Raw genomic sequence first — 18,953 nt, forward strand, 5'->3', positions numbered from 1 at the left:
CCGATGCGCACCCCGGCCCATCTCCTGTGGATCTACCGCGCCTATGTGCTGATCTTCTTCCTGTATCTGGTGGCGCCGCTCGTCGCCGCCGGCGCATTCGCCTTCAACGATTCGCTTTTCCCTGCCTTGCCCTGGCAGGGCTTCACGCTCGACTGGTTCTTCTCGCCGAACGAACCGAAACTCGGCCTGTTCCACGACGACAGGCTCCTGCGCGGGCTCGGCAATTCCGTCTTTATCGGCGTGATCGTCGCTGTGCTATCCGTCATCGCCGGCACCTGCAACGCGTTCCTGTTCGTGCGCAAGGACTTCCCGTTCAAGTCGGTCCTCTACATCCTGATGGTCGTGCCCCTGGTCATCCCGGGCGTCATTCTGGGCATTTCCATCCTTGTCTTCGCCTCGATGATCGCCAATTTCGCCGACCGCGAACTCGGGCTGCTCCTCACCTGGCTGAGGCCGGGTATTCCGCTCGTGCTCCTGGGGCAGTTTTCCTTCCTGACGACGATCACCTCGCTGGTGATCGCGGCGCGATTGCAGAAGTTCGACGTGTCCATCGAGGAAGCCGCCTTCAATCTCGGCGCCAGCGGCCTGCGCGTGCTGATGACGATCACGCTTCCCTTTCTGGCTCCGGCGATGTTTTCGGCCTTCGTCGTCGCCTTCCTGGTTTCCTTCGAGAACTTCAACACAACGCTGATGCTGGTCGGCTCGGACGCACCCCTGACGGTCACCATGTACGACCGGATGGTAAAGGTCGGCTCGACACCGGTCCTCAACGCCGTGTCGGTGGTGCTGATGCTCGGTTCCGGGATTCTCGCGCTGATCAGTGTGCTAGCTCAGCGTGAGCGCACCTCGCCATAAGCGGGGAGACTGGGTGAGCGATTTCATCGATGTGGTTACCTGGTAAGGCGTCTTCCTCGACGCCTTCGCGCGCCGGATTGCAGCTGGCAGGTGAGCCGGACGGCGCATGCCGGGTTCGTCCTCGACGCCCTGGAGCAGCCCCCTCATGAGCGGCGTCCCATTCATCGCGGTGCGGTTGATTCGCGGATCACCAGCGAATAGTCCACTTCATAGTGGTTCGGGACCTTGTGTCCCTCGAGACGGGCGAGGATGTATTCGCCCGCGCCCTTCCATGTGAGATCGGTCGGCACATGGAGCGTGGTCAGCGCCGGGCGCAGATGGCGGCTCCATTCGAGATCATCGAAGCCGACGACGGACAGGTCCGAGGGCACATGAAGCCCTCTGCGCTCGGCCTCCAGCATGACGCCATAGGCAAGCACGTCGTTACCGCAGGCAATCGCCGTCGGCACATCCTCGACGGAGAAGATCTGCCTTGCCGCCTCGCGCGCGTCGTCGAGCGTGTAGCGAACCTCGACATGCCATTGTGGCGGCAGGTCCATTCCGTTTTCCGCAAGTGCCCGACGAAAGCCGCGGAGACGCGCACTGGCGCGGTCGTTGTTGCGCTGGAGTGCGCTGACGACACCGATACGGCGATGGCCGATTTCGATGAGGTGCATCATGGCGCGATGGGCTGCGGCCTCGTTGTCGACGCCGATGCTCGGATGCGGCTGGTTGGGATTGTAGATGCCGACATTGATGAAGGGGATGTCGCGGCTGACCAGCAGATCGCGAAGCATCTGATGATGACAGTCGCCGCGGAGGATAAGCCCGTCGACGCCGCGGCTGATCAGGTTGCGCGCCTGTTCCAGCTCCACGTCGATGTCATAGCCGTTGGTCGACAGGATGAGCATGTACCCTTGCGAGGACAGGAAGTTCTGCAGGGAGGAAATGCCGCGCGCAAACATCGCGTTGTCGATCGTCGGAATGATCGCGCCGATCGTGCGGGTGCGGTTGCTGGAAAGGGCGCGGGCCATGCCGTGCGGCACGTAGCCCGTCTGGTCTATGATGGTCTGGATACGGGCGCGCAACTCCTCGCTGACACTGTGCGGGTTGTTGAGCGCCCGCGAGACGGTCGCGGTTGAAACGCCGGACAGCTTGGCCACGGCCCGTATGCCGGTCTTTTCCTTGTCGTTGCCCATGAGTGCGGCCCAGATATGTAACGTTACATATGTTTGCGCCGTTCATCACGCAATTGTCAAATGGAAAATCCTTGTGTTTCGGCGCGCTCTTTCTCAGTCAGGCTGGTTGACAGAGAAAAGTGCAATGGGATATGTAACCGGTTACATCTTGATCGCGCTCGGGAGGAGCGTTGAAGATGCCGCCGCCGGCGGCCAAAGTGGAGGAAGCCATGCCGATAAGACATTCAATCCGCTCCGTTGCCGCCTCGCTGCTGTTGTGCGGCGTCGCAACCTCGGCTTTTGCATTCGATTGGAAGGCGCATGAGGGGGAGACCGTCTCGTTCCTCGCCAACAATAATCCCTGGTCGCAGGCGGTTCTATCCTACAAGGATGAATTCACCGCGCTGACCGGCATCAAGCTCAAGGTGGACTCCTATCAGGAGCAGCAGATGCGTCAGCGTCTCGTCACCGTGCTGAATTCCGGCAGCGACGAGGTCGACGTCTTCATGACGCTTGCCTCCCGTGAGGGGCAGCAGTTTGCCGCGTCCGGCTGGTATGCGGACCTCTCTGCCTATGCGCAGGACGCCGTGGCGCCGGAATACGATTTCGCGGGCATAAGCCCGGCTCTCGTCAAGGCCGCGACCTTCGACGGCAAGCTGACCAGCGTTCCGCTCAATCTCGAAGGCCCGCTGCTGTATTACCGGACCGACATCTTCGAAGCGTGCGGGCTTGCAAAGCCGGCTTCGCTTGACGACGTGCGCGCCGCCGCCGAGAAGATCAAGGAATGCGATTCCGGCGTCACGCCCTTCGCTTCGCGCGGCTTGAAGCCCGCGATCGCCTATACGTTCAGCAACGTGCTGCACAATATGGGCGGCACCTATATCGTGGACGGCAAGTCGGCGCTCTGCTCGCCGGCGGGTCAGAAGGCGATTTCCTACTACGGCGACCTGATGCGCGAATACGGTCCTCCGGGTGCGGCGAACTACAGCTTCTACCAGATTTCGGCGCTCTACCGCAGCGGCCGCGCCGCCATGGCGTTCGAATCCTCCAACGAACTGCGCACCATCATGGAAGGCGGCGAACGCCTGAACGACACCGAGGTCCTGGCGCTGCCGGCCGGCGAGGCGGGAACCGTTCCGACGGCCATCGGATGGGGCCTGGCGATTTCCAGTCACAGTGCGAAGAAGGATGCGGCCTGGTACTTCGTGCAATGGGCCTCGAGCCCTGAAATGCAGAAGCGCCTGGCGCTCCAGGGCGTTGCCTCGCCGCGCGCCTCGGTCGCCTCCAATGAGGAGTACAAGGCCTGGATCGCCGAGGCGCCGGTGCGGGGGAGTTGGCAGGCAGCGCTCGGTGTTCTTGCGTCCGACGGTTCCTCGGAGGTCGGCTACCCGATCGTAGCCAACCCGGAATCGCGCGACTATATCGGCCAGGCCGTGCAAGACGTGCTTCTCGGTCAACGGTCGGTCGAAGAGGCATGCGCCGCTGCCGACAGCGCGCTCGACGGCCTGATCGCCCGCAAGTGATGCATCTGCCGGGCTCTGTTCTGCAGAGCCCGGCATCCTACGAACTCGCCCACTGGAAAGACCTGATCATGACACCAGGCTCGACCAATAGCCAGGGACGGCAGCTTGCTGCCTTGTCCGCACCGGCGGTCATCTTCACCGTCGCGATGATCGCCTTCCCGGTGGTCTACACGATCTGGCTCGGTTTCCATTCGTATTCGTCGACGGGCGAGGCGCGCTTTTCGGGCGTCGAGAACTATTCTGCGCTCGTCGCCGACGGCGAGTTCTGGAACGGGCTCTATGTCACCTTCGCGCTCTATTTCCTGTCCATGATCCTGCAGCTCGTTGCCGGCATCTATCTTGCCATGCTGCTGTTCCATTCCAAGCGGCTGTCGGGCTTGCTGCGCTCGCTTCTGATCTCGCCCTTCATGATGCCGCCTGTGGTCGCGGGCATGATGTGGCTCGTCATCCTCGACCCCTCGCTCGGCGCGGCGAACTACCTTCTGGAATCCCTCGGCCTGCCGGCATCCGAGTGGCTGGCGTCCCCGACCTGGGTGATCCCGACCATCGCTTTGATCGACACGTGGCAGTGGGCGCCCTATGTCGCGCTGATCGTGCTCGGCGGCCTGCAATCCCTGCCGCCGAGCGTCTACGAGGCCGCACAGATCGACGGTGCCTCGCCGTTCCGCATCTTTCGTCGCATCACGCTGCCGCTGCTGCTGCCGACCATCGTCACCGCCGCGGTGTTGCGGAGCGTCGACCTGCTGCGCTTCTTCGACATCATCTACATCACAACCCAGGGCGGGCCGGGCAATGCCTCGAACACGCTCAATATCTATGGTTTCCGGGTCGGCTTCGAGTTCTTCAACATCGGCTATGCCAGCGCGCTCATGATCACGCTTTCGGCCATCGTTCTAGCCGCCGTGCTCGTGCTCAATCGCCTGCGCAACGCGGTCGCCTGGTAAGGAGACGACGATGAACGATCATTCAAGCTCAGGCCGCTGGCTGCACTGGCTGAACACGGTTCAGTTGACGATTGCCGGCATCCTCATCCTGGCGCCGACCGTCTGGATGGTGCTTTCCTCCTTCAAGCCTTCCTTCGAGGTAACGGCCTATCCGCCAACGCTGTTCTTCCAGCCGACTTTCGAAAACTACGTGACGCTCTGGGAGACGACGCCATTCCTCTCCTATGCCGTCAACAGCTTCGTCGTGACGATCGGCTCGACACTGCTCGGCCTCGCCTTCGGCATCCCGGCAGCCTTTGCGGTCTCCTGGTCGCGGATCACCTGGCCGGCCGTTTTGACGCTTGCCGCCCGCATGGCGCCCGGAACGCTCTTCCTGCTGCCCTGGTACATCATGTTCCGCGAGGTCGGCCTGATCGGCTCGTATACGGCGCTGATCCTCAGCCACGCGGTCATCACCATGCCGATCGTGATCTGGGTTCTGCTGCCCTTCTTCGACAACATTCCGCGCAGCGTCTTTGAGGCGGCACAGATGGACGGTTGTTCGGTGACTCGCATTCTCTGGCGTATCGCGATGCCGCTCGTCGGCTCCGGCATCGCCGTCGCGGCGATCCTCGCCTTCGTCTTTTCGTGGAATTTCTTCCTCTTCTCGCTGATCCTGTCGAACTCCGACACGAAGACGCTGATTGCCGCCGCCTTCAACTTCGTCGGTGAAGGCTCGACCCAATGGGGCTCGCTGATGGCGGCCGCCACACTTATCGCGCTGCCGCCGCTTGCGCTCGCGATCCTTGTCCAGCGTTGGCTCGTTGCAGGGCTGACCCTCGGCGCCGTCAAGGGATGACCAGGATGACTGACACAAGAAATGCCCGCATGCGCGCCTCCGTCTTCCACGGCGACCGCAGGATCACCATCGAAACGCAGGACCTGCCGCCCGTCGGGCAAGGCGAGGTTCTGGTTAAGGTTCTGCGCACCGCACTCTGCGGCTCTGACTTCAAGCTCTGGCACAAGGGGGCGGAGTTCACCGCCGGCCACGAGATCTTCGGCGTCGTCGAACAGCCGGGCCATCCACGCCACGGACAGCGATGCGCGGTCTATATCCCGGTGCATTGCGGCCACTGCGACGCCTGTGCTTCGGGCGACACGCAAATGTGCCTCGAGGTGTCGAGCCTGATCGGCTGGAACCGGCCGGGGGGATATGCCGAATATGTGCCGGTTCCGGAAAACTGCCTGCTGCCCGTACCGGACGACATCGAGGACGACCTGGCGCCGCTGCTTCTCGATACGATCGGGACGTCGGCACACGCGGTCCGCTTCGCCATGCCCCTGGTTCCTCCCGAAGGGCCTGCGCCGGTTCTCGTGACCGGTGCGGGCCCGGTCGGGCTCGGCGTGGTGCTGGCGCTCTCGAGCCTCGGCTACACGGACATCCATGTCAGCGATCCGAACGAGGAGCGCCTCGCGATTGCGGCCTCCTTCGGCGCCCGGCCGCATCCGGTCGGCGCGCGCGACAAGCGCTTCAAGCTGATCTTCGAATGCTCCGGCGCCCATGCGGCCCGCAATCTCGGCATCGAACTGGTGCTGCCGCGCGGCGCGTTGATGCTGGTCGGAGAGAACGCGGCGCCCTGGACCATCGAGGAAGGCAAGATCTTCCGTCGCAAGGACTTTTACATGATCCGCACCTTCTATTTCCCGGTCGGCGACTTCGAGCCGAACGTCGAGTTGCTGCGCGCCAACAAGGACCGCTATCGCCGGCTCGTCGACGCCGCCTTCGGCCTCGACGAGTTGCCGGAGAATTTCGCCCGCTTCGCCGAAGGCAAGCTCATCAAGCCCGTCCTTTCGTTTGGGTGACATCATGGCCTCGATCAGCATCAGGAACATCGCCAAGAAATTCGGCGAATTCACCATCATCCCGGGTCTCGACCTGGAGGTCGCCGACGAGGAATTCGTCGTATTCGTCGGCCCGTCGGGTTGCGGCAAGTCCACGCTGTTGCGCATCATTGCCGGCCTCGAGCCGTCCACCTCGGGTGAGCTCTTCATCGGCGAGACCAGGGTCAACGACGTGCCGGCCGCAAAGCGCGACATCGCCATGGTCTTTCAGGACTACGCGCTCTATCCGCATATGACGGTCTATGACAACATGGCTTTTGCGCTCGAACTGCGCGGAATGAGCAAGGCGGAAATCGACCAGCGCGTGCGCCGGGCAGCCGGTCTTCTGCATATCGAGCCCTATCTCGACCGCAAGCCGAAGGCGCTTTCCGGCGGCCAGCGCCAGCGTGTCGCCATGGGCCGCGCGATCGTACGCGATCCGAAGGTCTTCCTGTTCGACGAACCGCTCTCCAACCTCGATGCAAAGCTGCGCGGCCAGGTGCGCACCGAGATCAAGGCGCTGTCGCAGGAGCTGAAGACGACCATGATCTTCGTCACCCACGACCAGGTGGAGGCGATGACCATGGCCGATCGCATCGTCGTCCTGAAGGGTGGTGAGATCCAGCAGTTCGGGCGACCGGAAGAAGTCTACGAAACACCCGCCAACCAGTTTGTCGCGGGCTTCATCGGCTCCCCGGCAATGAACTTCTTCAATATCCGCCGAGCGGGCGAAAGCTTCGTCTTCGAAGGCGCTCCGGATCTTGCCGCCCCGGTGCCGGAGGCGCTGAAGGCCGCACTCGGCGCGAGGACGGAGGCGGTACTCGGCATCAGGCCGGAACATCTCGTTCCCGTCGATGGCGGCACCGGCGTGCTGCCCGTCACGATCGATCTGGTCGAGCCGCTCGGCTCTGACACGTTGACTCATTTCGATCTCGCAGGCGTGCGCACAGTGGCCCGCGTCAATCCGGAACTCCGGCCGAAGGCCGGTGACAGGCTGACGCTCGCGGCGCAAGCCGGCAAGGCGCATGTCTTCGACCGCGCGGATGGAAAGGCCATCCGATGATCCGCCCGGCAAGCATCCCCGAGGGAACTTCGCCTTCGGTCATCTGCCTCGGGCTCTCCGCGCTCGATCGCATCTGGCGGGTGGAGACGCCGTTCTCCGGAGGCAGCGAGAAGATCCGCGCGCACGAGCATCTGACGGAACCGGGCGGCATGGCGGCGAATGCCGCGGTGGCGGTCGCAAGGCTCGGCGGCACGGCAGCCTTCTGGGGTCGGGCAGGGGATGACGAGGCCGGCCGCATCATGGCCGACGATTTTGCCGCCGAGGGTGTGGATACAAGCCAGTTCCGCCGCTTCGAGGGCGGGGCATCCTCCGTCTCCGGGATTATCGTCGACGCCAGCGGCGAGCGGCAGATCGTCAATTTCCGCGGCCGCTATCCGGCCGATCCCGCCTGGTTGCCGCTCGGCGATCTTGCGGCCGACTGCGTGCTGGCCGACCCGCGCTGGCCGGAAGGCGCCGAGGCACTCTTCATCGAAGCACGTCGGCGCGGCATACCGACTGTTCTCGACGGCGACGTTGCCGAGCGCGCTGTCTTCGAGCGCCTGCTTCCGCTGACTGACCACGCCATCTTCTCCGAACCAGGATTGCATGGCTTTGCGGGCAAGGATGTCGAGGCGGCGCTGGTACGCGTGGCGGATTTCGGTTGCCGGATGGTCGCAGTCACCCGCGGCAGCGACGGGGTCGTTTGGCAGGACGCCTCCGGCAGGCACGACATGCCGGCGCCATCGGTCCGCGCCGTCGATACCACAGCCGCCGGCGATGTGTTCCACGGTGCCTACGCCTTCGCGATCGGCGCCAGGCTCGGCATTGCCGACGCGCTCGGCTTCGCCAGTTCCGTTGCCGCTCTCAAATGCACACGCCCGGGTGGCCGCGCTGCGATCCCCACCCTCGATGAATTGAAGTCAGCCTGAAAGGAAACTCTGAATGCTCTCCCTTGGTAAAACCCGCGGTCTCGCCCGTCTCGCCAACAAGAACGGCCACTTCTGCATGGTGGCGCTCGACCAGCGCCCGCCACTCTTCGAAGCGCTTGCCGCCGCACGCGGCATCGACAAGTCGCAAGTCCCCTTTGCCGACATGATCACGGCAAAGCGCCTTCTCGTCGAGAACCTCGCTCCCCATTGCAGCTCGATGCTCTTCGACCCGAACTACGCCATTCCCGCAGCCATCGACGTGCTGCCGCCGGAATGCGGGTTGATCGTGACGCTTGAGGACCATCGCACGGAAGAGACCGAGGGCGGCCGCAAGTCCAAGGTCATCGCCGACTGGAGCGTCGAGAAGATCCGCCGTCTCGGCGGCGATGCGGTGAAGGTGCTCGCGTGGTACCGTCCCGACGCATCGGCCGACGTCCTCGAACATCAGAAGGAGTTCGTGCGCAAGATTGGCGAGGATTGCCGTCGCCACGACATTGCCTACGTGCTCGAACTGCTCGTCTTCCCCTTCCTCGGCACGGCCGGGCATACGGCGGACTATGTCGAATCCCCGACGAAACTGCCGGAACTCGTCATCGAGAGCGTGCGCGAATTCGCAAAGCCGGAATATGGCGTCGATCTCCTGAAACTCGAAAGCCCGCTGGCTGCAAACAGCCTGCCGGTGCGTGACGGCAGTGAAGCCGCCCTCGCGGCCCAGCGGGAATTCGATGCAATCGGCAAGATCTGCGCCGACGCGGGCATTCCGTGGGTGCTGCTTTCGGGCGGCGCGGCAACGGAGAAATTCGAGCGGGTGCTCGACTATGCCTATGCCGCTGGCGCTGGCGGCTTTCTGGCCGGCCGCACCATCTGGCTCAATGCGATCCGCTCGCATTTCCCGGATACCGCAGGCGTGTCCAAGGCGTTGAAGGACGAAGGCGTGGCCGTGGTAGAGCGCTTGAGCGCACTCACCTCCGCCAAGGCGCAGCGCTGGACGCCGCTTGCTCCGGCTTTCCAGGAAATCCGGAACGAAGGCGATTTCGCGACGAGCTACGCCGCGGCCTGAGGCACGCATAATACAGAAGGAAAGAGATCATGGACGATCGATCGACACGGCCGGTTCCGGCACTGAAGGACAGGTCCCTCCTGACCGACAAGGCATTCGTGGCCGGACGGTGGATCACGGCGGGGGACGGCAAGACCATCACGGTCACCGATCCGTTCGACGGTGCGGTCATCGCCCATGTTCCCGATCTCGGCCTGGATGTCGTGCGGCAGGCAATCGATGCTGCCGCACTGGCCCAGGTCGAATGGGCGACGCGGTCCGCCAAGGAGCGGGCCGCCGTGCTCAAGCGCTGGTATGAACTGATCGTGGAGAACGCCGACGACCTCGCGCAGATCCTGACTGCCGAGCAGGGAAAACCGCTCGGCGAAGCCAGGGGCGAAATCATCTCCAATGCGGCCTATCTCGAATGGTTCGCCGAGGAGGGCAAGCGCCTCGACGGCGACATCATCCCGGGTCCCGGCCGCAATCAGCGCATCATGGTGCTGAAGCAGCCCATCGGCGTCTGCGGGGCCATTACGCCCTGGAATTTTCCGAACGGGATGATCACCCGCAAGGCGGGCCCGGCACTCGCGGCCGGCTGCACCCTGATCCTCAAGCCCGCCGCCCAGACGCCGCTTTCGGCCCTGGCGCTCGCCGTGCTGGCGGAACGTGCCGGCGTGCCGGCCGGCGTCTTCTCGGTCATTACCGGCGAGGCGCGAATGATCGGACACGAATTCTGCCACAACCCCAAAGTGGCCAAGATCACCTTCACCGGCTCGACGGCTGTCGGGCGCTGGCTGATGAAGGAAGCGGCAGACGGCATCAAGCGCCTGTCGCTGGAACTTGGCGGCAACGCCCCGTTCATCGTCTTCGACGACGCCGACATCGATGCTGCGGTCGAGGGCGCCATGATCTCGAAGTTCCGCAACGCCGGACAGACCTGCGTTTGCGCCAACCGCATCTATGTTCAGGAACCGGTGGCGGAAGCATTCACCACCCGGCTTCTGGCGAAGGTCGCGGAACTGAAGCTCGGTCGCGGCACGGAAGCAGGTATCAGCCAAGGGCCGCTGATCGATGAGCGGGCCGTCGCCAAGATGGAAGAGCATGTCGCCGACGCCCTGTCCAAGGGGGGCAAGGTCCTGACCGGCGGCAAGCGCAGTGCACTTGGCGCCACCTTCTACGAGCCGACGGTGATGAGCGGCATCACGCAGGAGATGAAGGTCGCCAGGGAGGAGACTTTTGCACCGCTCGCCCCGATCATCACCTTCCGCGACGAGGCGGAAGTCATCGCCATGGCAAACGACAGTGAATTCGGCCTTGCTTCCTATTTCTACTCTCGCGATCTCGGCCGCGTCTGGCGGGTGGCCGAGGCGCTGGAGGCAGGCATGGTCGGTGTCAACACGGGCATGCTCGCCAACGAGATGGCGCCCTTCGGCGGCGTCAAGCAGTCCGGCATGGGCCGCGAGGGTTCGTCCTACGGCATCGAAGGCTTCGTCGAGCTGAAATATGTGGCCGTGGCCGGTATCTGAGGGGCTGAAATGCACGATCCCTTTTCCTTTCCGCCCGGCTTCCACGCGGTCGTCATCGGCGGGGTAGGCGGCATCGGGTCCGCGATCGCTACGCTCTTCCATTTGCGCGGCGTGAAGGTGACGGCGACGGGGCACGATCAGGCAGCGCTCGACCGTTCGTCGCTCGCCGCCTACCCGGAAATCGCGCTCGAGATCCTGGATGTGACCTCGGACGAGGCGGTCGGCGCATTCGCCGGCCGTTTCGACCGGGTCGACACCCTCGTCAATTGCGCTGGCATTCTGGCGCGGGACGAGGAATTCAAGATCGAAACCTTCCAGCGTGTCCTCGACGTCAACCTGACGGGCACGTTCCGCACTGCCATGGCGTTCCGTCCGCTTCTGGCGGCAAGCGGAGGCTCGATTGTCAACATCGCCTCGATGAACGCCTATTCCGCGCTGCCGCGTATCCCCGCCTATTGCGCCAGCAAGGGCGGGGTCGTCATGCTGACCAAAGCGCTGGCGATCGCCTGGGCGGAGGACGGTATCCGCGTCAACGCGGTGGCGCCGGGCTTCATCGAGACCGCGATCAATGCCGAGGGGCGCAAGGACACCGCGCATCGTGACCGTATCGCCGCACGCACGGCACTGAAGCGCTGGGGGACGCCCGACGAGGTGGCCGGATCGGTCGTGTTCCTGGCGATGCCGGCGTCGCGCTATGCCACCGGCACGGTCTATGCCGTCGACGGCGGCTTCCTCGCGGGCTGATGAGATGAACACCATGGAGCATCTTTCCTTGCCGGTTGCGCTCAAAAGTGTGGAAGCTCATGTCTTTCGCGTGCCGCTCGCAAAGCCCGTCTCCACATCCTTCGGGACGATGCGCGACCGACCGGCCGTGCTCGTCAGGCTCGAGGATACGGACGGTCATGTCGGTTGGGGCGAGATCTGGTGCAACTGGCCGGCCTGCGGCGCGGAACATCGGGCAAGGTTGCTCGTCTCTGACATCGCGCCGCGCGTGCTGGCCAAGCCGCTCCCGGCGCCTGCCGACCTTTGGGCAGAGCTGTCGGCCGCAACGGAGATCCTTGCCCTGCAGACGGGCGAGACCGGCCCCTATGCACAGGTCATCGCCGGCTTCGACATGGCCTATTGGGATCTGACGGCCCGCCGCTTGGGCGTGCCGCTCGCCGAGGCGCTCTCTCCCGGCGCAGACCGTGGCGTCCGAGCCTATGCCAGCGGCATCCATATCCTCGACGCCGAGGCGGTCATCGCGCAATCGCGCTCGGTCGGATACCGGGACTTCAAGGTGAAGGTCGGCTTTGACTTCGACCGCGATCTCGCCCTCATCCGCAACCTCTCAGAAAACCTCCGCATCGGCGAGATGCTCCATGCCGACGCCAACCAGGGCTTTACGCCGCAGGAGGCGGGTGCGTTCCTGCTGGCTGTGGCAGATCTCGGTCTCGGCTGGATGGAGGAACCGGTTCGCGTGGACGCGGGGCCGACCGTCTGGGCAGAACTTGCGCGGCTGACGGCGATCCCGCTTGCCGGTGGCGAGAACCTGATCGGGCTTGCCGCCTTCGACGCCGCGATCGCTGCGGGACATCTCTCGGTCATCCAGCCGGACGCCGCGAAATGGGGTGGGCCGAGCGGTTGTCTCGCCGTTGCCAGGGCGGCGCTGCGCGCGGGACGGCGCTATTGCCCGCATTTCCTCGGCGCAGGCATTGGCCTCGTCGCGTCCGCCCATATCCTCGCGGCGGCGGGCGGTGACGGCCTGCTGGAAATCGACGTCAACCCCAACCCTTTGCGGGACGCCATCACGCCTGCCTGGCCAGACTTGGCAGAAGGCCGGGTCGCCTTGCCGGATGCGCCAGGCATCGGGGTCGAGCCGGATCTCGGCCGGCTGGAGCCGTTTAGAACGGCGCTGCTGCGGGCCGGCGACGCAACATGATCACGGGTGCAGGCCTTTTCGCCTTCGTCGTCCTGTCCTTCGTAGCTGCGTATGTGCAGACGCTCACCGGTTTCGCCTTCGGGCTGCTATTGATGGGAGCGGTGGCGCTGACGGGACTGATCCCGTTCCTCGATGCCGCGATCGTCACCAGCCTGCTGACGCTGGTGAATGCCATGGTGGTGCTCGCGCGTGGCTGGCGCGACATTGCCGCAAGGCCCTTCCTGATGTCGCTTTCCAGCGCCCTGCCGATGATCGTGGCCGGCTACGCGCTGCTGGAGTTGCTCGCCTCGACCTCGCTATCGGTGCTTCGCCTGACGTTGGGCGCCGTCATCATCGTGTCCAGCCTGCAACTCATACAGCGCCCCGCACCACTCGCCCGACCATCCCGGGGAGCAAGCTTCGCCTTCTTCGGCGCGCTGGCCGGCCTGATGGGTGGGCTCTTCTCGACGGCTGGCCCCCCGCTTGTCTTCCAGTTCTACCGGCAGCCTCTTTCGCATGTCGTCATTCGCGAGACGCTCGTCGCGATCTTTGCCGTCAACTCGCTGTTCCGTCTCGGTCTCGTCGCTGCCAGTGGCGACTGGCAGCATGATGCCCTGATCTGGACGCTTGCGGGCGTGCCCAGCGTGGTTGTCGCTTCCTATCTCGCGCGGCGTTGGCCGCCGCCGCTGGCTCAGAAGACATTGCGCAGGTTGGCATTCGTCCTGCTGCTCCTCTCCGGTCTTTCGCTGATGGCGCCCGCGCTGAATTTTGGCGCGTGACCGACCCGGTCAGGTTGCCCGCACGCGATCGAAGCACATGCATTCCACCGTGCCTCGCCCGAGGCTGAGTGGGGCCGCCTGCCCAAGCCTTGAGGACATGTGCTATATCAAGTGCAGGGAGGCCGTAGGCCCTTCGTGTCCGGCAGGAGCAGCCGATGATGTCCGTATGGTCTCACCGTCCCGGGTTCTCGCACCTCGGGCTGTTTTTTGCAGCCTATGTCCTCGGCTGCGGATTCGCTGATGCGCTTGCGATCGTTCCCGGAATAACGGTGTCCATCTGGCCGCCGGCAGGGGTGTTCGTCGCGACGCTGATCCTCACTTCGCCCTACACTTGGCCGTGGTGGATACTGTCCGGCTGCCTTGCGGAGATGTTCGCGCAGATCGTGTGGTTCCATAGCCCGCCGCTCGTGGGTCTTCTCATCTACGTTGGCAATGCGCTCTGTGCCGCAGTCGGGGCGACGCTCGTGAACCTGGCCTGCCGCCGGCCGCTCCGGATGGAGACCCTGCGGGACGTTCTGGCATTCGTTGGACTTGGCGCGGGCGTCGCGCCATTGGCTAGTGCGACGGTGGGAAGTGCTGCGCTTGCGTGGTTCGGGGTCGCGGACCAGACGTTTACCGAAGTTTGGCCGCTCTTCTGGATCGGAGACGCCACCGGCATTCTTCTCGTCGGCCCCGTGTCGCTGATGGTGATCCAGCAATGGCGCGGCGGGACCCGACTCTCTGCCGCGGGGTGGACGGAAGCCGGGCTTCTGGGGCTTGTCTTTCTCGCCGTTGCCGCGCTGTCCCTGAGTACGGACTACCTGGCCTCCGCCTATATCATCATGCCGCCGCTTCTTTGGGCTGCCGTGCGCTTCGAGTTCAAGGGCGTGGCCGTCGCCCTGACCCTCCTTGCCCTGATCACGATGGCGCTCACGATCTCCGGCGGCAGCCATTTTGTCGGCGATCCCGCGACCCAGCGGGAAAAGCAGGTCATGTTGCAGCTCTTTCTGGCGATCTCGGCCTTCTCTTCCCTTATCGTGGCCGCCATATCCCGACAGAACCAGCAGGCGCTGCTCGCACTGGGCGAGCGCGAGCGGGAACTCTCGCAACTCGTGGACATGGTTCCGGTTCATATCCGGCGCATGACGGCTGAAGGGGAGCCGATCTTCTTCAACAAGCGCCTGCTGGACTTCTTTGGCGTGGATGGCCTGAACCATTTGGACCAGCAGGGAGAAAGCCGGCTCGCGGCGGCCATCCAGACGTTCGTTCATGCCGACGACGCTGCCGGACTGCTCGCAACGGCCCGCCATTCCTTTGCCACCGGCGAGCCTTTCGCCTGGAGGTACCGCATGCGCCGTGCCGATGGCGCGTACCGATGGGTCGATGGCCGGGGCGAGCCATTGCGGGATCAAAACGGCACGATCGTGCAATGGTACGTGATATCCATCGACATCGATGACGAGATGCGAGCGCAGGAAGCACTGCGGCGCAACGAGCGTCAGCTTCAGCAGATGATCGACGCCGTGCCGGCGCTCATCTGGTGCATGACCCCGGAGGGGATACCCTGTTATCTCAACAAGCGAGCATTGGACATTACCGGCCTCACGCTCAAGGATATGGTTTCTCCGGAGGGAGATCGGTCCCTGGCCGTGATCCATCCGGATGACCGGGAAGCGGTGGAGCGGGTCTTCACACACGCAGTTGCGACGGGAACGCCGATCGTCGCGCGGTATCGCCAGCACCGGGCCAACGGACCTCATCGGTGGGTCGAAAGCCGCTCGGAGCCACTACGCGACGACACCGGCGCCATCATTCAATGGTACGGGGTGAGTGTCGACATTGACGACCAGGTGAATGCTCAGGAGGCACTGCGCAACCGGGAGCGGGAACTCTCGCAGCTTGTCGACATGGTCCCGAGCCTGCTCTGGCGACTGTCTCCGAAGGGGGAACCGACCTTCTTCAGCAAGCGGCTGGTCGCGTTCTGCGGCCGGGACGTCGGCGACTTCGACGGTGCCGGTACCGGTCGGCTGTCGGCCGCCATCGAGACCCTGTTCCATCCGGAAGACATCGGCAGGCTAGAGGAGACGCTCAAACACTCGCTTATCACCGGCGAAGGCTTCAATCTCAATTACCGCATGCGCCGGGCGGATGGTGTCTATCGCTGGATGTCCGGCCGCGCCGAGCCGCTGAGGGATGATGGCGGAAACATCATTCAGTGGTTCGGGCTCTCGCACGACATCGATGACCAGGTTCGTGTCGAGGAAGAGCTGCATCTGGCGCGGGAGAGCCTTGCAAGAGCGACCCAGGCCGCGAGCCTTGCCGAGCTTTCCGCGGCGATCGCCCATGAAGTGAACCAACCGCTTGCCGCGATCGTCGCCAATTCCAGCGCGTGCCAGGGTTGGCTCGCAGCGGCGCCTCCCAATCTCGAGCGCGCCCGGAAAACGGTGGAGCGCATCATCGAGAATGCGAACTCGGCGAGCGACGTCGTGCGCCACATCCGTGCCTTGTTCAAGCCTTCGGTGGAGACGAGGACGAGCACGACGATCGAGAGCGTCATCGGCGGTGCGCGGAACCTCATGGCCGAGGAGGCGGCACGGCGACGCATTCGCATGAAGATCGACGTGGAAAGCGACCTTCCGCCGGTCTCGCTCGATCGCGTCCAGGTCCAGCAGGTTCTCGTCAATCTCATCCGCAACGGCATGGATGCGATGGATTCCGTCACGGATGACAGGGTCCTGGGGGTGCGCGCCCACTATCCGGGGGACGCGATCCGGATCGAGATCAGCGATCGTGGCAGAGGGGTCGAGTTCTCCGAGAAAATCTTCGAGCCGTTCTTCACCACAAAGGAACACGGCATGGGCATGGGGCTCGCGATATGCCGGTCGATCGTGGAATCGCATGGCGGGCGATTGTGGCTTGAGAACAACGAGCAGGAGGGGGCGACGTTCACCTTCACGCTGCCTGTCGGGGCAGAGACGGGATGATGAGATCCCGGATCTCGGGTATGCACAACGCCTGGCCAGATGCGAAAGGGCAAGAATACGCGGCGACGGCTCAACGTGCCGTCGCACGCATTGGCTTCATCGGATCGGGCTGACCAGCGGTCAGTAGTCCCAGAACACCGGCACCCAGCGAAAGGCATTGCCCTCGACGGCCACGCGGCCGACGGACGGGAAGGGAAGGTGGGTGGCAATCAACAGGTCGCCGCTTGCCGCCAATTCCCGCAGGAGACGGATCCGGACTCGTGCCGCTTCCTCGGGGTCGTGTTCGAAGCCGTTGTGCCAGTCGGGCTGGTCGAACCCGACCGCGAACACGGCGTCGCCGGCGAATGTCAGGCCTTCTCCACCGGACGACACGCGGACCACGCTGTGCCCGGGGGTGTGGCCGCCGGTCCTTCGGGCGGCGACGCCTGGCGCTACTTCCTGCTCCTCCCCGAAGGGGCGAAGATGGCTACGGTATTCATTGGTGAAGCGCTTGGCGGTGGCACGCAGCGCATCCGGGAACCCCGGCGGCATGGCGGTGTGGGAGAAATCGGGGGCCTCCCAGAATTTCACTTCGGCGGCCGCCACGTGGATCCGCAAGTCCGGGCGAATCCGGTCCCTCACCCCGTCGACGAGCAGCCCGCCGATATGGTCCATATGCAGGTGCGTCAGCACCACGTCGGTGACGGTCGCAAGGTCGATGCCGGCGGCCTCCAGTCGCCTGACCAGTTGCCCGGCACGCGGCAGGTTCAAGTCCGGGTCCAGCCCCAGGCCGGCGTCGAGAAGGATGGTCTGTTCGCCGCTGCGAACCACCACGGCATTCAGCGGCCAGTCGAGGGCGTCCGGCGGCAGGAACATGTCGTCCAGCCATGCTGCGCGTACGGCCGGCTCGGCATTGTGTGCCAACATCTCGGTCGGGAGCGGCAGCACTCCGTCGCTGATGACAAGCACGTCGATCTCGCCCACCCGCAACGCATAGCGCGACGGAACGAGCTCGTCGCGTGCCGGTTTCCCCGCGCCTGGCATGCTCCGAGGACTGATGTCTGCCTGCTGGCTGATCGGCGACGACTTCCTCATTTCTGCCTGTGACATGTTGCTCTCCTGTTTCGCTTGGTAGAGACGTGTGGTCACGAGCCACGCCAGGACTGTATGGGCAAGCGTACCTGCGTTGAACCTAAACGGTCGTTTGGCTTGATTGCCCTGCTTTCGCCGCTGCGAGACCATGTCCCACGCATCCAGCGAAGCCATGACCGGTCAACGGACAGCCATCGGCCTGCACGTCTCTAAACCTTCGTTTGGGGAGCAACCGCCCATCCACGATGGTAACTTCCGAACGCCCTGTTTGAAGGAGGTCGAAATGCAGACGTCGAGACACATCGTCCATGGAATGGTCGGGTTCAATGTGCTGCTTGCGGCCTGGCTCTCGCTCCACATGCTCTATGACCCGGAGGGCTGGTACTATTTCGTTCCGGGCGTCACGGACACCGGCATGTTCAATCAGCATTTCGTTCGAGACATCGGCATCATCCAGGGGTTCGTCGCGCTTGCCTTTGCGATCGGACTTTGGAAGCCGCATCGCCGGTTGGAGCTGTGGGGAGCAGCGACCCTCTGGCTGATTGCGCATGGCGCCTTCCATCTGTGGGAAGTCGCGGTCGGCATCTGCTCGCCATCCGTGATCATGCGCGATTTCCCGGCCGTGAGCCTTCCGGCGATCTTCGGGATCACGGCGACCATCTGGGCGTACAGGCAGGCGGTGCAGGTGCCGACCCGCCGGGAAGCGGAAGAACTGCCGGCGTAGGTGCTAAGTGCGGTGGACGGCAAGGGCCGGATCACCGCCAGCCGGGCAGCCGTCCCGCCTCCGCCGCAAAAGGTAAACTCCCGTATAGGTTCCGCGTTTGCGGCAAGTCTGTAGGCTTTCAAGTCTTTCATTGGAATTCGTTCGCGGGGGATGAGCTTTTGTCCATGCGAGGCGGCGGCTGCGCATATGTCCACGAAGGGCGCAAGATGACTTGCAGCGACACCAGATTGCTCGAGGATGCCAAATCGGAGCAGGTATGGGACATTGCCGACTATTGCCGGCAGGCGGGCATATGCCGGGCCGAGGAAGAGCGCCTGATCCGGATACTCGGAAGATACGCGTCAAGGCACGAGCTGCAGATGAACATCGTCCGCGGACCGTCGCGGGCTCGCTAGCCGCCGTCATTGCCAAGTGAAATCATTCTGTCGGCTGAAGCAGGCTGGCTCCTTGCGCGGGCCCGGCCCCTTGCTTTGGCCAGGGTGCGTCGACCGGTCAGGCATCCGGTCTCGAACCACTTCCCGAGCTCACCGCCTCTAACCTTCGTATAGCTGTCCTGAGGCCGGGGAAAAATCCAGAACAACCACGCGTTCACTGCCGGTGGCGATTTCTTCGGGCAGGAGCGTCTCTCGCCGATGTCC

At 64.0% G+C, this 18,953-nt stretch carries 17 protein-coding genes and 1 pseudogene; 16 read left to right on the plus strand and 2 right to left on the minus strand.

Going from position 1 to position 18,953, the window contains the following annotated elements:
* Positions 1-3: 3 nt before the first annotated feature.
* Positions 4-855, plus strand: coding sequence for an ABC transporter permease (locus tag LQK81_RS16630; RefSeq protein ID WP_230807490.1), 852 nt, complete (start codon positions 4-6; stop codon positions 853-855).
* 10 nt (positions 856-865) lie between these two features.
* Positions 866-1,014, plus strand: a pseudogene (locus LQK81_RS26425) (IS3 family transposase); the annotation flags it as partial.
* 2 nt (positions 1,015-1,016) lie between these two features.
* Here LQK81_RS26425 and LQK81_RS16635 read toward each other — a convergent pair.
* On the minus strand, positions 1,017-2,033 hold the full coding sequence (locus LQK81_RS16635) for a LacI family DNA-binding transcriptional regulator (protein ID WP_230807491.1): 1,017 nt from the start codon (positions 2,031-2,033) through the stop codon (positions 1,017-1,019).
* 209 nt (positions 2,034-2,242) lie between these two features.
* On the opposite strand from LQK81_RS16635, the gene LQK81_RS16640 reads away from it, so the two are divergent.
* The 12 genes from LQK81_RS16640 to LQK81_RS16695 all read left to right on the plus strand — a co-directional run bounded on the left by LQK81_RS16640 (position 2,243) and on the right by LQK81_RS16695 (position 16,520).
* On the plus strand, positions 2,243-3,535 hold the full coding sequence (locus tag LQK81_RS16640; protein WP_230807492.1) for an ABC transporter substrate-binding protein: 1,293 nt from the start codon (positions 2,243-2,245) through the stop codon (positions 3,533-3,535).
* Between the two features lie 68 nt (positions 3,536-3,603).
* Positions 3,604-4,479, plus strand: coding sequence for a carbohydrate ABC transporter permease (locus tag LQK81_RS16645; protein ID WP_230807493.1), 876 nt, complete (start codon positions 3,604-3,606; stop codon positions 4,477-4,479).
* Positions 4,480-4,489: 10 nt separating this feature from the next.
* Positions 4,490-5,317, plus strand: a complete 828-nt coding sequence (locus LQK81_RS16650; protein WP_230807494.1) for a carbohydrate ABC transporter permease — start codon at positions 4,490-4,492, stop codon at positions 5,315-5,317.
* Positions 5,318-5,322: 5 nt separating this feature from the next.
* Positions 5,323-6,321 (plus strand): alcohol dehydrogenase catalytic domain-containing protein, encoded by a 999-nt coding sequence (locus LQK81_RS16655; protein WP_230807495.1) that lies wholly within the window; start codon positions 5,323-5,325, stop codon positions 6,319-6,321.
* Positions 6,322-6,325: 4 nt separating this feature from the next.
* On the plus strand, positions 6,326-7,402 hold the full coding sequence (locus tag LQK81_RS16660; protein WP_230807496.1) for an ABC transporter ATP-binding protein: 1,077 nt from the start codon (positions 6,326-6,328) through the stop codon (positions 7,400-7,402).
* Positions 7,399-8,310, plus strand: a complete 912-nt coding sequence (locus tag LQK81_RS16665; RefSeq protein WP_230807497.1) for a sugar kinase — start codon at positions 7,399-7,401, stop codon at positions 8,308-8,310. The genes LQK81_RS16660 and LQK81_RS16665 overlap by 4 nt, the downstream gene beginning before the upstream one ends.
* 13 nt (positions 8,311-8,323) lie before the next feature.
* Entirely contained in the window at positions 8,324-9,370 is a 1,047-nt protein-coding gene (locus LQK81_RS16670; RefSeq protein WP_230807498.1) for a tagatose 1,6-diphosphate aldolase, read from the plus strand.
* A gap of 29 nt (positions 9,371-9,399) precedes the next feature.
* Positions 9,400-10,878, plus strand: coding sequence for an NAD-dependent succinate-semialdehyde dehydrogenase (locus LQK81_RS16675; protein ID WP_230807499.1), 1,479 nt, complete (start codon positions 9,400-9,402; stop codon positions 10,876-10,878).
* Between the two features lie 9 nt (positions 10,879-10,887).
* On the plus strand, positions 10,888-11,622 hold the full coding sequence (locus LQK81_RS16680) for an SDR family NAD(P)-dependent oxidoreductase (protein WP_230807500.1): 735 nt from the start codon (positions 10,888-10,890) through the stop codon (positions 11,620-11,622).
* 13 nt (positions 11,623-11,635) lie between these two features.
* A complete protein-coding gene (locus tag LQK81_RS16685) occupies positions 11,636-12,799 on the plus strand; it encodes a mandelate racemase/muconate lactonizing enzyme family protein (protein WP_230807501.1) in 1,164 nt (387 codons plus the stop codon).
* Complete coding sequence (locus LQK81_RS16690; RefSeq protein WP_230807502.1) at positions 12,796-13,557, plus strand: TSUP family transporter; 762 nt, start codon at positions 12,796-12,798, stop codon at positions 13,555-13,557. The genes LQK81_RS16685 and LQK81_RS16690 overlap by 4 nt, the downstream gene beginning before the upstream one ends.
* 155 nt (positions 13,558-13,712) lie before the next feature.
* Positions 13,713-16,520 carry an MASE1 domain-containing protein gene (locus tag LQK81_RS16695; RefSeq protein WP_230807503.1) on the plus strand — a complete coding sequence of 936 codons (2,808 nt, stop codon included), beginning with the start codon at positions 13,713-13,715 and terminating at the stop codon, positions 16,518-16,520.
* A 120-nt stretch (positions 16,521-16,640) separates the two neighbouring features.
* On the opposite strand, the gene LQK81_RS16700 is transcribed toward LQK81_RS16695, so the two are convergent.
* Positions 16,641-17,543: an MBL fold metallo-hydrolase gene (locus tag LQK81_RS16700; RefSeq protein WP_230807743.1), complete on the minus strand. Its 903-nt coding sequence runs from the start codon at positions 17,541-17,543 to the stop codon at positions 16,641-16,643.
* A 331-nt stretch (positions 17,544-17,874) separates the two neighbouring features.
* Between LQK81_RS16700 and LQK81_RS16705 the strand changes: the two genes are divergently transcribed.
* Both LQK81_RS16705 and LQK81_RS26430 read left to right on the plus strand, forming a co-directional pair.
* On the plus strand, positions 17,875-18,315 hold the full coding sequence (locus LQK81_RS16705) for a hypothetical protein (protein ID WP_230807504.1): 441 nt from the start codon (positions 17,875-17,877) through the stop codon (positions 18,313-18,315).
* A gap of 206 nt (positions 18,316-18,521) precedes the next feature.
* Entirely contained in the window at positions 18,522-18,710 is a 189-nt protein-coding gene (locus LQK81_RS26430) for a hypothetical protein (protein ID WP_412178911.1), read from the plus strand.
* The last annotated feature ends 243 nt before the right edge of the window (positions 18,711-18,953 follow it).

Source organism: Rhizobium sp. GN54 (assembly GCF_021026345.1).
Lineage (GTDB): Bacteria > Pseudomonadota > Alphaproteobacteria > Rhizobiales > Rhizobiaceae > Mycoplana.

What these genes read in the sequence shown, in the direction of transcription:
- LQK81_RS16630 (WP_230807490.1), top strand. Translation starts at nt 4, where the DNA reads ATGCGCACCCCGGCCCATCTCCTGTGGATCTACCGCGCCTATGTGCTG.
- LQK81_RS16635 (WP_230807491.1), bottom strand. Translation starts at nt 2,033, where the DNA reads ATGGGCAACGACAAGGAAAAGACCGGCATACGGGCCGTGGCCAAGCTG.
- LQK81_RS16640 (WP_230807492.1), top strand. Translation starts at nt 2,243, where the DNA reads ATGCCGATAAGACATTCAATCCGCTCCGTTGCCGCCTCGCTGCTGTTG.
- LQK81_RS16645 (WP_230807493.1), top strand. Translation starts at nt 3,604, where the DNA reads ATGACACCAGGCTCGACCAATAGCCAGGGACGGCAGCTTGCTGCCTTG.
- LQK81_RS16650 (WP_230807494.1), top strand. Translation starts at nt 4,490, where the DNA reads ATGAACGATCATTCAAGCTCAGGCCGCTGGCTGCACTGGCTGAACACG.
- LQK81_RS16655 (WP_230807495.1), top strand. Translation starts at nt 5,323, where the DNA reads ATGACTGACACAAGAAATGCCCGCATGCGCGCCTCCGTCTTCCACGGC.
- LQK81_RS16660 (WP_230807496.1), top strand. Translation starts at nt 6,326, where the DNA reads ATGGCCTCGATCAGCATCAGGAACATCGCCAAGAAATTCGGCGAATTC.
- LQK81_RS16665 (WP_230807497.1), top strand. Translation starts at nt 7,399, where the DNA reads ATGATCCGCCCGGCAAGCATCCCCGAGGGAACTTCGCCTTCGGTCATC.
- LQK81_RS16670 (WP_230807498.1), top strand. Translation starts at nt 8,324, where the DNA reads ATGCTCTCCCTTGGTAAAACCCGCGGTCTCGCCCGTCTCGCCAACAAG.
- LQK81_RS16675 (WP_230807499.1), top strand. Translation starts at nt 9,400, where the DNA reads ATGGACGATCGATCGACACGGCCGGTTCCGGCACTGAAGGACAGGTCC.
- LQK81_RS16680 (WP_230807500.1), top strand. Translation starts at nt 10,888, where the DNA reads ATGCACGATCCCTTTTCCTTTCCGCCCGGCTTCCACGCGGTCGTCATC.
- LQK81_RS16685 (WP_230807501.1), top strand. Translation starts at nt 11,636, where the DNA reads ATGGAGCATCTTTCCTTGCCGGTTGCGCTCAAAAGTGTGGAAGCTCAT.
- LQK81_RS16690 (WP_230807502.1), top strand. Translation starts at nt 12,796, where the DNA reads ATGATCACGGGTGCAGGCCTTTTCGCCTTCGTCGTCCTGTCCTTCGTA.
- LQK81_RS16695 (WP_230807503.1), top strand. Translation starts at nt 13,713, where the DNA reads ATGATGTCCGTATGGTCTCACCGTCCCGGGTTCTCGCACCTCGGGCTG.
- LQK81_RS16700 (WP_230807743.1), bottom strand. Translation starts at nt 17,543, where the DNA reads ATGCCAGGCGCGGGGAAACCGGCACGCGACGAGCTCGTTCCGTCGCGC.
- LQK81_RS16705 (WP_230807504.1), top strand. Translation starts at nt 17,875, where the DNA reads ATGCAGACGTCGAGACACATCGTCCATGGAATGGTCGGGTTCAATGTG.
- LQK81_RS26430 (WP_412178911.1), top strand. Translation starts at nt 18,522, where the DNA reads ATGACTTGCAGCGACACCAGATTGCTCGAGGATGCCAAATCGGAGCAG.